This is a genomic window from Thermostichus sp. OS-CIW-33 (assembly GCF_054059615.1).
Genome location: NZ_JBSSCH010000010.1, coordinates 53,320 through 67,007 on the forward strand (window position 1 = coordinate 53,320; position 13,688 = coordinate 67,007).

General features: G+C 59.7%; 13 protein-coding genes, 1 pseudogene and 1 CRISPR repeat array. Of the genes and pseudogenes, 5 read left to right on the top strand and 9 right to left on the bottom strand.

Annotation, left to right across the window (positions count from 1 at the left end):
* Nucleotides 1-104: 104 nt before the first annotated feature.
* The gene (locus tag ACVWZG_RS09190) at nt 105-584 is read left to right on the top strand and encodes a tetratricopeptide repeat protein (protein WP_457406497.1); all 480 of its coding nucleotides are present in this window, start codon (nt 105-107) and stop codon (nt 582-584) included.
* Nucleotides 585-644: 60 nt separating this feature from the next.
* On the opposite strand, the gene lipB is transcribed toward ACVWZG_RS09190, so the two are convergent.
* Nucleotides 645-1,439, bottom strand: a complete 795-nt coding sequence (gene lipB / locus ACVWZG_RS09195) for a lipoyl(octanoyl) transferase LipB (RefSeq protein WP_457394081.1) — start codon at nt 1,437-1,439, stop codon at nt 645-647.
* A 76-nt stretch (nt 1,440-1,515) separates the two neighbouring features.
* Nucleotides 1,516-1,848: a thioredoxin gene (gene trxA, locus ACVWZG_RS09200; RefSeq protein ID WP_457393881.1), complete on the bottom strand. Its 333-nt coding sequence runs from the start codon at nt 1,846-1,848 to the stop codon at nt 1,516-1,518.
* 236 nt (nt 1,849-2,084) lie between these two features.
* On the opposite strand from trxA, the gene ACVWZG_RS09205 reads away from it, so the two are divergent.
* Entirely contained in the window at nt 2,085-3,344 is a 1,260-nt protein-coding gene (locus ACVWZG_RS09205) for a hypothetical protein (protein ID WP_457406494.1), read from the top strand.
* Here ACVWZG_RS09205 and ACVWZG_RS09210 read toward each other — a convergent pair.
* The 4 genes from ACVWZG_RS09210 to ACVWZG_RS09225 all read right to left on the bottom strand — a co-directional run bounded on the left by ACVWZG_RS09210 (nt 3,322) and on the right by ACVWZG_RS09225 (nt 7,085).
* Nucleotides 3,322-5,136: a SulP family inorganic anion transporter gene (locus ACVWZG_RS09210; protein WP_457406491.1), complete on the bottom strand. Its 1,815-nt coding sequence runs from the start codon at nt 5,134-5,136 to the stop codon at nt 3,322-3,324. The genes ACVWZG_RS09205 and ACVWZG_RS09210 overlap by 23 nt on opposite strands.
* Nucleotides 5,133-5,708 (bottom strand): rhodanese-like domain-containing protein, encoded by a 576-nt coding sequence (locus ACVWZG_RS09215; protein WP_457406488.1) that lies wholly within the window; start codon nt 5,706-5,708, stop codon nt 5,133-5,135. The genes ACVWZG_RS09210 and ACVWZG_RS09215 overlap by 4 nt, the downstream gene beginning before the upstream one ends.
* 56 nt (nt 5,709-5,764) lie before the next feature.
* On the bottom strand, nt 5,765-6,232 hold the full coding sequence (locus ACVWZG_RS09220; RefSeq protein WP_414355907.1) for a DUF29 domain-containing protein: 468 nt from the start codon (nt 6,230-6,232) through the stop codon (nt 5,765-5,767).
* Between the two features lie 136 nt (nt 6,233-6,368).
* Nucleotides 6,369-7,085: an MBL fold metallo-hydrolase gene (locus tag ACVWZG_RS09225; protein WP_457406485.1), complete on the bottom strand. Its 717-nt coding sequence runs from the start codon at nt 7,083-7,085 to the stop codon at nt 6,369-6,371.
* Nucleotides 7,086-7,214: 129 nt separating this feature from the next.
* On the opposite strand from ACVWZG_RS09225, the gene ACVWZG_RS09230 reads away from it, so the two are divergent.
* Nucleotides 7,215-7,595, top strand: coding sequence for an ArsR/SmtB family transcription factor (locus ACVWZG_RS09230; protein ID WP_457406482.1), 381 nt, complete (start codon nt 7,215-7,217; stop codon nt 7,593-7,595).
* Nucleotides 7,596-7,644: 49 nt separating this feature from the next.
* Here ACVWZG_RS09230 and ACVWZG_RS09235 read toward each other — a convergent pair whose 3' ends face one another.
* Together ACVWZG_RS09235 and ACVWZG_RS09240 are read right to left on the bottom strand one after the other, a co-directional pair.
* A complete protein-coding gene (locus ACVWZG_RS09235) occupies nt 7,645-8,592 on the bottom strand; it encodes a UDP-glucuronic acid decarboxylase family protein (protein WP_457406480.1) in 948 nt (315 codons plus the stop codon).
* Nucleotides 8,593-8,616: 24 nt separating this feature from the next.
* Complete coding sequence (locus tag ACVWZG_RS09240) at nt 8,617-10,023, bottom strand: UDP-glucose dehydrogenase family protein (RefSeq protein WP_414521855.1); 1,407 nt, start codon at nt 10,021-10,023, stop codon at nt 8,617-8,619.
* Nucleotides 10,024-10,158: 135 nt separating this feature from the next.
* Between ACVWZG_RS09240 and ACVWZG_RS09245 the strand changes: the two genes are divergently transcribed.
* Nucleotides 10,159-11,064 carry a cation diffusion facilitator family transporter gene (locus ACVWZG_RS09245; RefSeq protein WP_457406478.1) on the top strand — a complete coding sequence of 302 codons (906 nt, stop codon included), beginning with the start codon at nt 10,159-10,161 and terminating at the stop codon, nt 11,062-11,064.
* A gap of 274 nt (nt 11,065-11,338) precedes the next feature.
* Nucleotides 11,339-11,750: direct repeats of the CRISPR family, unit length 35 nt; unit sequence GTTCCCCCTTCGGGGGGATCCCTAGAAATTGGAAA.
* Between the two features lie 99 nt (nt 11,751-11,849).
* Here ACVWZG_RS09245 and ACVWZG_RS09250 read toward each other — a convergent pair.
* A pseudogene (locus ACVWZG_RS09250) lies at nt 11,850-12,884 on the bottom strand (metallophosphoesterase family protein); the annotation flags it as partial.
* Between the two features lie 114 nt (nt 12,885-12,998).
* Here ACVWZG_RS09250 and upp point away from each other — a divergent pair.
* Entirely contained in the window at nt 12,999-13,634 is a 636-nt protein-coding gene (upp, locus tag ACVWZG_RS09255; protein ID WP_414329961.1) for a uracil phosphoribosyltransferase, read from the top strand.
* The last annotated feature ends 54 nt before the right edge of the window (nt 13,635-13,688 follow it).

Here is a 13,688-nt window from a genome sequence, read left to right on the forward strand (position 1 = left end):
CCCTTGCAAGTTAAGTGCAGGGGGTTGCCCCTCTCGCCGACGGTCTATATTGAACTAGTTCGGGATCCGAAGAGAGCAACGTTCGCGTTGGCAGTGCAGAGCACATGAAGCGTAAATTGGCAAGAGTGGCCCTGATGGGTTTTCTAGCAACATTCTTGGCTGCCGCCCCTGCCGTCTCTTTGCCAACCCCTGCTGAGAAGACTTCGGGCTCAAAAACCGCTTCCGAGCTCAACTGGCAGGGATCCCTCAAGTTGCTGCGGGGGGATCCCGTGGCTGCCCTGTCGGATCTGGATCGGGCGGTGCAGTTGGATCCCAGCTATGCTCCGGCCTATGTGAACCGCAGCTACGTCTACAACCAGTTGCGCCAGCCCCAAGAGGCGTTGGCCGATGCGGAGCGGGCCATTCAGTTGAATGCAGGGATCCCAGAAGCCTACTTTAGCCGCGGGGTGGCCTATCTTCAGTTGGGGGATCGAGAAGCGGCGATGGCCGACTTTCGCCAGGCGTTGGCTCTCTTTTCCAAGAGCGGCAACTTTGCCAACCAGGCCATCCTGCAGCAACTGCTGCGCCAGTTGGGGGTGGATTAGCCGCCCTTGGATTAAACCTAGGGCCACCTCGAAGTTGGGTAACCTGTCTGGTCTTTCCCCTCACTTGCGCTTAGGCGTCTGAGCGGTTGATTCTCCCAGCAACTTGTCAGAAAGCCGAGGCTCTCCCAACCACTCGGCCAGGGAAACTGCCTGAGCCTGCAGCCCAAAGACCTGACAGAACGACTCCACCAGCACCGGAGCTACGGCAGCCATCGTTACCTCCGGACAAAAGTGCACCAGGGATCCCACCGGGCGATCAGGGATCCCACAGGGCACGATGGCCTCAAAGGCAGCTAGATCCGGGCAGACGTTGAGGGCAAAGCCGTGGTAGGTCACCCAGCGGGAGACCTTGATGCCGATGGCCGCCACTTTGCGCCCCTCCACCCAAACCCCTGTGAGGCCAGGGATCCGCTCCCCCCGCAGGCCAAAGTGGGCCACAGTTTCAATAAGCACCTGCTCCAGTTGGCGCAGGTACCAGTGGAGATCCAGACGGTGGCGCCTGAGGTTGAGGATCGCATAACCAACCCACTGGCCTGGCCCGTGGTACGTGACTTCGCCGCCGCGCTCTACCCGCAGGATTTCTGGCCCTTGTCCAGAGAGGAATTCTGGGCGGGCAGCTGGGGATCCTATCTGTCCAGCCAAGCTCTTGAGGAACTTGGGATCCGCCCCTGCCCCCAGGGTGTAGACCGGCGGGTGGGTGAGCAGTAGGAGCCCATCTGGCAGCTGCGGATTGCAGATCAGGCGAGCCACCCTGGCTTGCTGCCAAGCCCAAGCAGTGCGATAGGGCACCTCTCCCGCCAGGTGAACCTCCAGAGGCGGAGATCCCAAAGAGCGCTCAAACACCTGCGAGGACATCTCAAAGACGGTTTTGCTGGAGAGCTCGCTGTGCCACCAGAAGATGACCAAAAGACCCCATCCCAGCAACGTCCACCTAGCCTACCGGCAGGTTGACCTGCGCCCGCAACCGCTCCAACAGGGCCCGCGGCTGCAACAGCCCCTCAATGCGGTCAATCGGCTTCCCATCTTTGAACAGGATGAGGGTTGGCACGGCGTAGATACCCCAGCGGGCAGCAATATTGGGGTACTTTTCTGTGTCAATCTTTACGAAAGAGATGGCGTCACCCACCTGCGGCTTCACCTGCTCCAGCACCTGGGCCATCACCTGACAGGGACCACACCAAGTGGCGTAAAAATCCACCAGGATGGGGGTTTTGGATCCCTGAATCATGTCGTCAAAGCTTTTGAATTGCTGTTTGTGCGCCATAGGAAACTCCCAGAGTGTTCTGAAAAGCCTGAAATGAAATCTATTTGTAAGCTAACTGTTTGAGATTAAAAATTGGTGTGGAGATCTCGCCGCAGCCTGCTTCGGTTTCCCGGTAGGATGGCTAGGGTTCAGGAGAAGAGCTAGAGCGTACCTGTAGTCTAGGGTGTTGTGGTGGACAAAGGGGCAGACTTTAGCAGGGCTTAAGCACTTGTCTTTTTTTGAGGAGTGGGATCCCGATGGCAACAAGTAGCAGCATGGTGAATCGTGGCGTGTTGGCCACAGTGCTGGCCGGGGTAGGACTCAGCCTATGGGGGGCTTGGCGTTGGCTTTGGGATCCCTGGGGCTGGGCTCAGGTAGTGGCCGGGTTGCTGCTGAGTTTGGGCAGCTTGCTCTACTGGCTCAAGACCCGCCCCGCCGATCACCTGGTGGTGGAGCCCCAAGGCTGGCGCATCAGCCGCCACACCCCCGAGCACTGGGTCATTCAAGCGGAGTTTGTGGCTCGCAACCTCAACCCCCTTTTGGAAGTCACCTTGGCCCAGGTGGAGCCGCGACTGCATTTGCTCAGCGCTGGCTCCCCAGAAGGCATTGACACCCGCCTACGCCTGCGCTCTCGCCATCCGGATCTTCCCCCCCGCCAAGACAACTACTGGCAGGCTTATATCCTCACCCCCCAGAGCCAGACTGGCCTAGAAGTCGAGATCGAGCTGAAGGGGAAAGGGCTAGCGGATCTGCGCTCTGCCTGGCTGGAGTTGGACTACATCCAGTACGGGCGGCAGCGGCGCACCCTCAAGACCAGCCATCTCATCCTGCCGTTGCAGGAGGTGGAGCCCTTGCCGGAGCTGAACTGGCAGAAGCAGGGATCCCTCCTTTGGGCCGCCGTTCCCACCCATCTGCTGACCCCCAGCGATGACTTGGCCGAGGTGCTACGGCGGTATGTAGGCCCTCACATCCAGCCCGGCGATATGGTGGCCATCTCGGAAAGCGCCGTGGCTATTGTCCAGGGCAACTTCCGCCATCCCCTGCAGGTGCAGCCCGGCTGGCTGGCCCGCACCCTGTGCTACTTCTTCCCCTCCAAGACCAGTCTTTCAAGCTGCTACGGGATGCAGACTTTGATCGACTGCTCCGGGGCCTGGCGGGTGCTGGCGGCCTTTGTGGTGGGATCCCTGGCCAAACTGCTGGGGATCCCGGGGGTCTTTTATGCCCTGGCGGGGGAGCAGGCCGATCTCATCGACGACGTTACTGGCACCCTGCCTCCCTATGACCAGTTCATCGTGCTGGGGCCGCGGGATCCGGCCAAGTTGGTGGGGGATCTGCATCGGCAGACGGGCTACGAAGTGGCCATCGTGGATGCCAACGATCTGGGGCAGGTCAAGATCCTGGCAGCCAGCCCCGGCGTAGAGCGGGAGCTGGTGGAGCAAGCCCTGCGCAAAAACCCCGCCGGCAATGCCGCTGAACAAACCCCCCTTGTGCTGATCAGGAAGATGACACCTGACTGAGGCTCTGCTGGGATCCGAGGGCTTGCATCGCCTGGTGAGTGGAGAGGAAGAAGCGCTCAGCGCCCACTTTCTCCACAAACCCAGCCTTTTGGAGGCGATCCATTACCGGCCCCTTCACCTCGGCCATGGCAAAGCCCACCCCTGCCTGCTGCAAACGTTCCACCAACTGGGTCAGCACTTCCAAAGCGCTGCCGTCGATGAAGTTGATGGCGCTGGCAACGAGCAGCACCTGCTCCACTGTGGGTCGCGCCGCCACCTCTCGCAGCAGATACTCCTGCAAGTAGGCTGCGTTGGCAAAAAACAGGCTCTCGTCCACCCGCACTGCCAAGATACGGGGATCGGTAATCACCTCATGGCGCTGCACGTTGCGGTAGTGCTCCGTACCGGGCACCTGACCCACGATGGCAATGTGAGGACGGCTAGCCCGCCAAAGAAAGAGCAGGATGGAGACTAACACCCCTATTCCGATCCCCTGCTCCACTCCGATCCCCAGCACACTGGCAAAGGTTACCAACCAAACCAGGGCATCGCCACGGTCGTAGCGCCAGCTTTGCAGCAGGGGGTGAAAATCCACCAGGGCCAGCACCGCCACCAGAACAATGGCCGCCAGGGTGGTCTGGGGCAAGAAGGTGAACAGGGGCATCAGCCAGATGACCGTCAAAGCCACCAACAGGCCGGTGATTAGGGAGGCCAGGCCACTGTTGGCGCCTGCTTGAAAGTTCACCACCGACCGGCTGATGCCTCCCGTTACCGGATAGCCGCCACTGCAGGCTGCTGCCAAGTTGGCTGCCCCCAAAGCCACCAGATCTTGGTTGGGATCCACCTTCTGCCGCCGCTGGCTGGCCAAGGACTGCCCCACGGCATAGCTCTCCGTGAAGCCCACCAAGCTAATGGCCAAGGCGGTGGGCAGAAGCGCTGTCCACTGTCCCCAGCTCAACGAGGGAAAGCCCAAGGGGGGCAACCCGGAAGGAATGGAGCCAACAACAGATACCCCTGCCCTCTCCGAGAGGTTTAGGCCCCAGACCAACAGGCTGGTCACGAGCACAGCCGCTAGCGGTGCCCCCTTGGTCAAAATCAAGGCCCAACCTGGAGGCACACCCCAACGCCGCAGTTGGTGGGGCAACTTTCGCTGAGCGTACACCAGCAGGGATACGGCCAGCAGCCCTAGGCCAAAGGTTGCCCAGTTCACCTTGTCCAGGCTTTGCCACAGCCGCTGCACCAACAGCAAGAAGGACTCCGTATTGGCGATCTTGACCCCCAGGAGGTGGCGGAGCTGGCTGAAGCCGATGATCAAGGCCGCCGCGCTGCCAAAGGCAGTCACCACCGTGTGGCTTAAGAAATTGGCCAAAAACCCCAGCCGCAACAACCCCATGGCCCCCTGGACCAGACCCACCTCCAAGGCCAGCCCCAAAGCCAACTGTCCATACTCCGGGCTGCCCGGCAAGGACTCCGTCCCGCTGACGCGACCGGCCAGCGGCTCTAACCCTGCCGCCACCAAGAGGGAGATGATGGCCACTGGCCCTACCGCCAAGGCGCGGCTGGATCCCAGTAGCCCATAGACGATCACCGGCAAAATGCTGGCGTACAGGCCCACTTGGGGGGGCAACCCGGCCAACAGGGCATAGGCCATGCTCTGGGGCACCAACAGAATGGCCACCACAAGGCCGGCGATCAGATCTCCCGGCAAATCTGATCGTTGATAGTGGAAGACCCAAAGGGACTCCTCAGCAAAGGGCAGGTACCGCGCCAGGATCCCTTGCCCCGAAGAGGAAGCAGAAGGGATCCCACTCATAGCGCCTGACCTCGGTTCCAGGGCATGCGAGCCAAGAGCAGAGCCATGCCACAGGTGTTGGTTACACCCGCAAACACCAGCCCAGCGCCCACAAAGCCACTCAGCAGCAGCCACCAGGGGTTGACAAAGGCCCCCAGAAGGGTTCCGGTGAGCACCAGGGATCCCGCCGCAATCTGCACCTGCCGCATGATGGAGATGGGCGCATTTTGGGTGCGGGTAACGGGCAGCTTGGCCGCTTTCCAAGCCTCGATCCCGCCCTTGAGGCTAATCACCTCCGGCCAGCCGCGGTCTAGCAACTGACAACCGGCGCGGATGGAGCGGCTGCCCATGCGGCACTGCAACACCACCGGCTTCTCTGGCGTGGAAGCAGGCACTTTGGCCGGGTCAAAGGTAGATAGGGGCAGGTTGATGGCCCCCGGGATCCGCTCATCGGCGTATTCTCCCGGCTCCCGCACATCGATGAGCTGCACTCGCCCCTGATCCAGCCACTGTTTTAAGGTCAGGGCATCGATCTCCTTGAGACGGGGATCCCGTTCCTGAGAAGGCGTGGGGTTTTGTTGGGTTACGGTCATGGTTGTCTCCTTGCTTCTAGCGTTGTCTAAAATGCAAAATGCAGCGATTTTTGGGATTAATCCCCCTCCTCAAGCAAATGACTGGGCTCACCGGGGTAAAACCGGCTATCCAGGATTTGCTCTGAGGAATAAGGGCAGGTTTTGGGGAAAATCTTTCTGGGCAGCTTGGTCTCCTCCAGGGCCAGCTTCAGCGCTCCCAAGTAAGACTTGGAGATGGCCTCTGGCAAATAGGGCTTGAGACTTGGGCTTTCTTCAAGAAGCTCCAGAACTTCCTGCCGCTGCAGCTGGAGGGTGAGGAGCCAGCTTGCGGATCTCCCCTCTGGCTGGTACTCCCACTTGAGGAGATGCCCAACCAAAACTGCAAGTCGGTTTCGCAGTTCCTGCCGCTGTTGCCTGCCCAACGATTCAATCTCCTCGACTAAATTGGGCAGATCCAGCTTCTCCCAGGCCCGATCCCGCAGAAATTGAGCTTGTTGCTGGATCCAAGCGTAGAAATCGCTCTCATAGAGACTTTCTCGATCCACGCTCAAACTCTCCATTTCTGGCAAGCCAATCCAATTGAGAGAAGGTTACCCAGAGCAGCGGGCCCTCACCATCGGAGTTTCACATGGGCTCCCCAGCCGGCGGGGGCTTACCCTGCACCTCACTGCCCAGAAGGAATTAAACCGCTGCTGCCACTTGGCCGCACTGCTCGTTGGCCGGCACCGCTTCCTGGATCTTCTTCGGCTGGGGCAGGTTGAGGCTGTTCATCAGGGCAATGAAGCTCTCACGGGAACGCAGGTTGCCCGTTTCCGGATCCACAAAGCGGGGATTCCAGCGCTTCTCCTCGCCAATGGTGGAGACGGTGTGCCCGCGGTAGTCGTGGCCGGGGTAGACCAAAGTCTCGTCGGGCAGCGTAAACAGGTGCTGGGTAACATGGTCGTACATCAGGCCGGGATCCCCGCTTTGGAAATCCGTGCGCCCACAGCCGCGGATCAGCAGGGCATCTCCGGTAAGGACGCGATCCCCATTCACGCGGTAGGTCATGTGGCTGTCGGTGTGGCCCAGGGTAGCGATGGCCTCGATGACAATGGATCCCACCTGCAGCGTTTCCCCATGGCCGATGAAACGATCTGCACATTGCGCCTTGGCCTGAACCGGCACCACCCCTTGGCAACCGGTCAGTTCCCGCAGCTTCCCGGTTCCCGTAATGTGATCGGCGTGAACGTGGGTTTCCAGGCAGTACTTCAAGGTTAGACCCAATTCCCGAATCAGCTTCAAATCCCGCTCCACCTGCTCCAGCACTGGATCCACCAGGGCGGCCTCGCGAGTTGTCGGATCCGCGATTAAATAGGTGTAGGTGCTTGTTTCTGCGTCGAACAGTTGGCGAAATAGCATAGTGCCCTCCTGTCTGGTATCGAAAGCCCGACGTGAACTTGGACTTTCTAGGAACACTATATAACTATCTAGTGTTAAAATCAAGTTGCATGGACGGCGCAAGCAGGTTTGTTGATTGGGGAAAAGTCGGTGAGCAGAGCGGATGTGAATGAGTGTCGCACAATCCTGACGCCGCAGGTTCTCGACAGCGTGGCAGAGTACTTCAAGGTTTTGGCGGAACCCAACCGCCTGCAGATCCTGTGTCAGTTGCGCTCGGGGCCCAAGAACGTCACCCAAATCTTGGAAGCTACGGGTATGGGCCAGGCCAATGTTTCCAAGCACCTCAAGATCCTGACCCAGGCAGGGATCGTCAGCCGTCAGCCCAAGGGGGTGAGTGTTTATTACCAAATTGCGGATCCCATGTGCTTTGAGCTGTGTGAAATGGTATGTCGGCAGTTGGTGAGTCGGCTACAACAGCAAGCCCGCCAACTGGAGCCGCTGGCAGCCATTCACCCAGGTCAATCGAGCTGAGGCGAAAATGGTTCTCAAACGGGTTGGGGTTGTCGGGAGCACCTGATGATTAGTCCAGCCCCAGCCGCCGACGAAAGTAAGGGATGGTCTGTTGCAGCCCAACTTGCAGCGGGATCCGAGGTTCCCAACCCAAGAGGGCGCGGGCTTTGCCAATATCCGGCTGCCGTTGTCTGGGATCGTCCGTCGGCAGAGGCCGGTAAACGATGGGAGAAGGGCTGCCGGTGAGGGCGAGCACCTGCTGGGCCAGCTCCAGGATCGTGAACTCCTCTGGGTTGCCCAAGTTAAAGGGTCCGGGGTAGGGGCTGTTCATCAGCCGGATCAAGCCTTCCACCAGGTCGGAGATGTAGCAAAAGCTGCGGGTCTGGGATCCATCCCCATAGACCGTCAGGGGATCCCCGCGCAGGGCCTGGACGATAAAGTTGCTCACCACGCGGCCATCGTCCTCCCGCATGGCGGGGCCGTAGGTGTTGAAGATGCGGGCCACCCGGATCTCCGTCTGGTATTGCCGCTGCCAGTCGAAGGTGAGGGTTTCCGCCAAGCGCTTGGATTCGTCGTAGCAGGCCCGCGGGCCGATGGGGTTGACGTGGCCCCAGTAGTCTTCCGGTTGGGGATGCACTTGGGGATCCCCGTACACTTCTGAAGTCGAGGCCAGCAGGAACCTCGCTCCCGTTTTCTGGGCCAGTTGCAGCAGGTGGTAGGTGCCCCAGAGGCTGGTGCGGATGGTGCGGATGGGATCCGCTTGGTAGTGGGGGGGGGAAGCGGGGCAGGCCAGGTGGTAGATCTGCTGGATCCCGGCCTCTGCCAAAGCGGGCGGCAGGGGCTCGGCAACGTCGTGCCAAATAAACTGAAAGGCTGGGTTGTCTAGATGAGCTTGGACATTGAGCTGCCGGCCTGTGGAGCCGTTATCCAGACAAATGACCCAGTGGCCTTCTTGCAGAAGGCGGGTTACCAAGTGGGATCCGATAAATCCCAGGCCACCCGTAACCAGGATCTTCATGATTTCCCCTGATTTCCCCAGCACCTACCAGCCCACTCCAATGAGGGTTATGCCCGCCTGCCGCACCGCCTCCCGATCCAGACAGTTACGGCCATCGATGAGCAAGGGCCGCCGCATCAGCTCTGCAATTCGTCGGTAATCCAGCGACAAAAACTCCGGCCACTCCGTCACCAACACCAGGGCATCGCAGTCCTGGGCCAGCCGGAACACATCCGTTTCCACCACCACATGGGCTAGCCCCTCCCGCATCCCTGAAGCGGACACAACGGGATCATACGCCTTCACCTTTGCCCCAAGGCGGTGGAGCTGCTCGATTAAGGTCAGGGAAGGGGCATCCCGCAGGTCGTCGGTGTGGGGTTTAAACGTCAGACCCAGTAGGCCAATGGTTTTTCCCTTGAGCACCTTGAGGGCTTGCTGCAGCTTTTCCACCAAACGTTGCCGCTGTTCTCGGTTAACCTCCACCGTGGCCTGCAACAGCTTGGCCTCATAGCCATAGTCAGCAGCGGTTTGGATAAGAGCCGCCAGATCTTTGGGGAAGCAGCTTCCGCCCCACCCTATGCCAGCGTTGAGAAAGGCGCGGCCAATGCGCCTATCTAGGCCGATCCCTTCTGCCACCTGGGTGATGTCGGCGCCGGTGCGCTCGCAGATGTTGGCCATTTCGTTGATGAAGCTAATCTTGGTGGCCAGGAAGGCGTTGGCGGCATACTTGATCATTTCGGCAGAAGCCAGGTCGGTCACCAGCAAAGGCACGGGATCCCCTTGCAGGCCCTGCTGGCGGTTGAGGATGGGTTCATACAGCTGCCGCATGATTTCAATGGCGCGGGGGCTGTTGGAGCCAATCACAATGCGATCCGGGTAGAAGGTATCTTGGATGGCACTGCCCTCCCGTAGGAACTCGGGGTTGCTCACCACGTCAAACTGCGGCGTCCAAGGCGAGAGCTCCAAGGTCAGGGATCTGGCCTCTGGATCTCTCCCCACTTCTCGGCTGCTCAGCCGCTGCTTGGCGGCTTCGGCGGCCCCGTCCAAAATGAGCATGCGCACCCAGTCCCCAGAGCCAATGGGCACAGTGGATTTGTTGACAATGACCCGATAGTGCTCGTCCAGATGCTGGCCAATTTCCCGCGCCACTGCTTCCACGTAGCGCAGATCGGGATCCCCGCTGGGCAGGGCCGGGGTGCCCACGGCAATAAACACCACCTCGCTGGCCTGGATCCCAGAGCCCAGATCGGTGCTAAAGTGCAGCCGACCCGCCGCAGTTCCCTCCCGCACCAGCTCTTCCAGGCCGGGCTCGTAGATAGGCAGGCGACCCCGCTGCAGCCCTTCAATCTTGGCGGGGTTGTTGTCCACACAGATAACGCTATTTCCTAGGTGAGCCAGGCAAGCCCCTGTTACCAGGCCCACATAGCCAGCGCCTACCACAGCAACGTGCATACTCAGAGTTCGCTCCCCAATCGGCGGCCACTTGACTAAGCCTTAGCAGCTTGCTTTTAGGGTACCCTCCCTTACCCCTATTGAGGTCGGTGACAGAATAAAGCAGGATATCTGTGGATCCCCGCCCGAGCTGCAGTGAGCTTTCTGGATTCTGCTGCCATAGCCAGCCGCCGTCAGCGCCAAGTGCAGAGGGTGCTGTACGTCACGCTAGGGCTAAATGTCCTGGTGTTTCTGATCAAGTTAATCCTGGGGCTGACGACGGGATCCCTAAGCCTCATTGCCGATGCCCTGCACAGCTCCACCGACAGCGCCAGCAACATTTTGGGCTTGGTGGCCGTGCGCTTTTCTTCGCCAGAGCCCGATGACGACCATCCCTACGGCCATCGCAAGTTTGAAGCCATTGGAGCGCTGGGGATCGCTGCCTTTTTGGGGATGGCCAGCCTGGAAATCTTGCGCACAGCCGTGGAGCGGTTTTGGGAGCCCCAGCCCCACCTGCAGATTGACGAGCTAACCTTGGGGGTGATGGTGGGGGTGTTGGGCATTAACGTCTTTGTTACCCTCTACGAGCACCGCTGGGGCAAAGCGCTATCCAGCTCGCTGCTGTTGGCCGATGCTCGCCATACCCTCAGCGACGTTGGGGTAACGCTGACGGTCTTGCTGGGGTTGGCCGGCGTGCATTACTGGGGGATCCCTTGGTTGGATCAAGCCCTGGCTTTGCCGGTGGCGCTGCTGGTGCTCCGAAGCGGCTGGGAAGTGCTGCAGGAGAATCTTCCCTACCTCACCGACCGGGTGGCGATCCCCTCTGAGGCCCTGCGGGATCTGATCCTGAGCGTGCCAGGCGTGCTCGATTGCCATGACATCACTTCCCGCGGGATCCCAGGGGAAATGGTCTTTATCGAGATGCACCTGGTGGTGGAGCCACAGGACATTGAGTCCGCCCACCGCCTCACTGAGGAAGTCGAACACCTCCTGCAAGGGCGCTACGGGCCGGCGCGGATCCTCATCCACCTGGAGCCTCGCTCCCATATCGAGCAACCCTAGCAGGAGCTCGCCACCTGCCAACAGATAGCCTAGCCAAACCTCAGGGATCCTGATGTTTCCAAAAGAACACCAAAACGGTATCAACGCCTCTGCGAGCGTCCCTCAAAATCTCGGAAAAGCCCATTCTTTCGTCGGATCCCTCGACGCCTTGTGCCACAAGGCTTTCCGGCCCCAAAACCCCCTCGCCGAAACTCTTTTTGCCCCCTTTTTTCCGGATCCCTCGCAAACGGGTCTTGCATCCCTTGCCCTGCTTGGCTTTAATAGGGGTGGAGTAGTTCCCCCTTCGGGGGGATCCCTAGAAATTGGAAACCGCAGGTAAAAGAATAGGGAGTACTACAACTAAATGTAGTTCCCCCTTCGGGGGGATCCCTAGAAATTGGAAACAAACCACTCACCGGGAAATCTAACTTTGTCGCTGACTACAAGTTCCCCCTTCGGGGGGATCCCTAGAAATTGGAAACAGAAGGGCTTGTCGCCAAAGAGCGCCTGCCATGCAGTTCCCCCTTCGGGGGGATCCCTAGAAATTGGAAACAGCCTCCAAAAGACCCTATGGAGGTGGTTCCGTTAGGGAGTTCCCCCTTCGGGGGGATCCCTAGAAATTGGAAACTTGTACACCAGTATTATGCGGTCGGCCCTCCAGCTGCCGAGTCTGTTCCCCCTTCGGGGGGATCCCTAGAAATTGGAAAATCCCTAGAAATTGGAAAAGAATTGGAAAAGAAATTGGAAAAGAAATTGGAAGCGAACTGAAGCTGGGCCTGGTTATCAGGCGGGCAGCGAAAACAACGGCTGAAACGCTCCAGAAATCGGCCTGCTGGCTGGGGAAAGTCGGGGAAAGTGAGGTCTGGATCCCCGGCAGCCACCGCTGCCCAAAAGTAGCGCAATTGTGGGGCCAAGGCTTGTGCCTGTTCCAAAGGCAAATTCAGCGGTGCGGAGGTTAAAAACTTAACCACCGCTGGTTCGCTGCGCTGGGCCATCCACTCCCGGGAGAACGCTTGCAAATCGGGCCAATCGGGCAGGGATCCCACCCGGTAGCTCTGGATATGGACTTGGATTCCGGTCTCTCGATCCGACCGGATCTCGACAAGGCGGTAGGGGTGGGGAAAGCTGACCAAAGAGCCGGTGGTAATGTCGTAAACCCCCCCTCGTCGGGCGATGTGCTGGATGTGCAGATGTCCGGTGAACACCAGTTGCACCCCATAAGCTTGCAGCAGCCGCCGCAACTGAGAGGCATTCTCCAGCATGTAGCGACGCCCCCAGGGATGGAGAGACTGGCCGCGCAGATGCTCGACCACATTATGGTGCACCATCAGCAGCACCAGCTCTTCCTCGGCTGCCGCCAATTCTTTCTCCAGCCAGGTCAGTTGTTCTGGGGTTAGACACCCCACCAATTGACCCTGAGCATCAAAATGGTTGGAATTGAGGCCGATCAAACGGATCCCTGGCCGCAGAACCCGGCTGTAATCCAAAGACTGCCCATCCTCGTAGCCAAAAGCTCGGTAGTAGCGGGGAAAATCCGCCAAACCAATAGAGCGCCCGCTGGCCTCGGGCTGGGGCACATCGTGGTTGCCGGGCACCACAAAAGCCGGAAAGGGCAGTCGAGCCAGCCGCTCTGCCAGCCATGCATGGTTTTCCGGCTCCCCATGCTGGGTCAGATCCCCCGGCAACAGCAGAAAATCCAAAGGCAACTGCACCAGATGCTGCAAAACCTGTTCCAGAGCTGGGATGCTCACCTCTACCAGGTGAAATCGGCTGGGGTGATCCCAAAGGGTGGAAGGGAGGGTGACGTGGGGATCGCTCACCACAGCAAAGCGGATCTGCACGGATTACTCCCCTTGACAACAGCAAGCAGATAGAGCCTTCGGCCCACCGGGGGGACAAGCGCTTCTGCTATTCTGGCATCCATCACGGGATCCCGATTATCTCAGGAGCACAGCATGGTGGCCCAGGTGATTACCATCGATCACCCTCTGGTGCAGCACAAGCTCAGCCTCATGCGCCGTGTTGAAACTACAACCGCCGACTTCCGAGCGCTGATGCGGGAGATCAGCCTCTTGATGGCCTACGAGGTGACCCGCGATCTGCCCCTCAAGCTACAGCCAATTCAAACCCCGATGGCCCCAATGTTGGCGCCGATGTTGGCGGCAGAGAAAAAGCTGGTGCTGGTCTCCATCCTGCGGGCCGGCCAAGGGCTCCTCGACGGCATGCTGGAGCTGATCCCATCAGCACGGGTGGGGCATATCGGCCTATATCGGGATCCCCATACCCTGATCCCCATCGAGTACTACTTCAAGGTGCCCACCGATATCGAAGATCGTGAGGTGCTGGTGGTGGATCCAATGTTGGCCACCGGCCATTCGGCAGCAGCGGCTGTAGCGCGCCTACGCCAAACCCGACCCCAGTCGATCCGCTTCATCTGCCTGGTGGCCGCCCCAGAAGGGATCCGGTATTTCCACGAACAGAACCCAGATGTGCCAATCTATACCGCTGCTGTAGACGATGGCCTAGACGAGCACGGCTACATCCTCCCCGGCCTAGGAGATGCAGGGGATCGCCTGTTCGGCACCCGCTGATGGGAGAGTGCCATGCCTACAGCACCCTATGTTGCTGCGCCACACTGAACGGGA

Coding starts and splice junctions, on each gene's coding strand:
- ACVWZG_RS09210 (WP_457406491.1), bottom strand. CDS start 5,136: ATGAGTGGGATCCCTTCTGCTTCCTCTTCGGGGCAAGGGATCCTGGCG.
- ACVWZG_RS09215 (WP_457406488.1), bottom strand. CDS start 5,708: ATGACCGTAACCCAACAAAACCCCACGCCTTCTCAGGAACGGGATCCC.
- lipB (WP_457394081.1), bottom strand. CDS start 1,439: ATGTCCTCGCAGGTGTTTGAGCGCTCTTTGGGATCTCCGCCTCTGGAG.
- ACVWZG_RS09190 (WP_457406497.1), top strand. CDS start 105: ATGAAGCGTAAATTGGCAAGAGTGGCCCTGATGGGTTTTCTAGCAACA.
- ACVWZG_RS09225 (WP_457406485.1), bottom strand. CDS start 7,085: ATGCTATTTCGCCAACTGTTCGACGCAGAAACAAGCACCTACACCTAT.
- ACVWZG_RS09235 (WP_457406480.1), bottom strand. CDS start 8,592: ATGAAGATCCTGGTTACGGGTGGCCTGGGATTTATCGGATCCCACTTG.
- ACVWZG_RS09240 (WP_414521855.1), bottom strand. CDS start 10,023: ATGCACGTTGCTGTGGTAGGCGCTGGCTATGTGGGCCTGGTAACAGGG.
- ACVWZG_RS09205 (WP_457406494.1), top strand. CDS start 2,085: ATGGCAACAAGTAGCAGCATGGTGAATCGTGGCGTGTTGGCCACAGTG.
- trxA (WP_457393881.1), bottom strand. CDS start 1,848: ATGGCGCACAAACAGCAATTCAAAAGCTTTGACGACATGATTCAGGGA.
- upp (WP_414329961.1), top strand. CDS start 12,999: ATGGTGGCCCAGGTGATTACCATCGATCACCCTCTGGTGCAGCACAAG.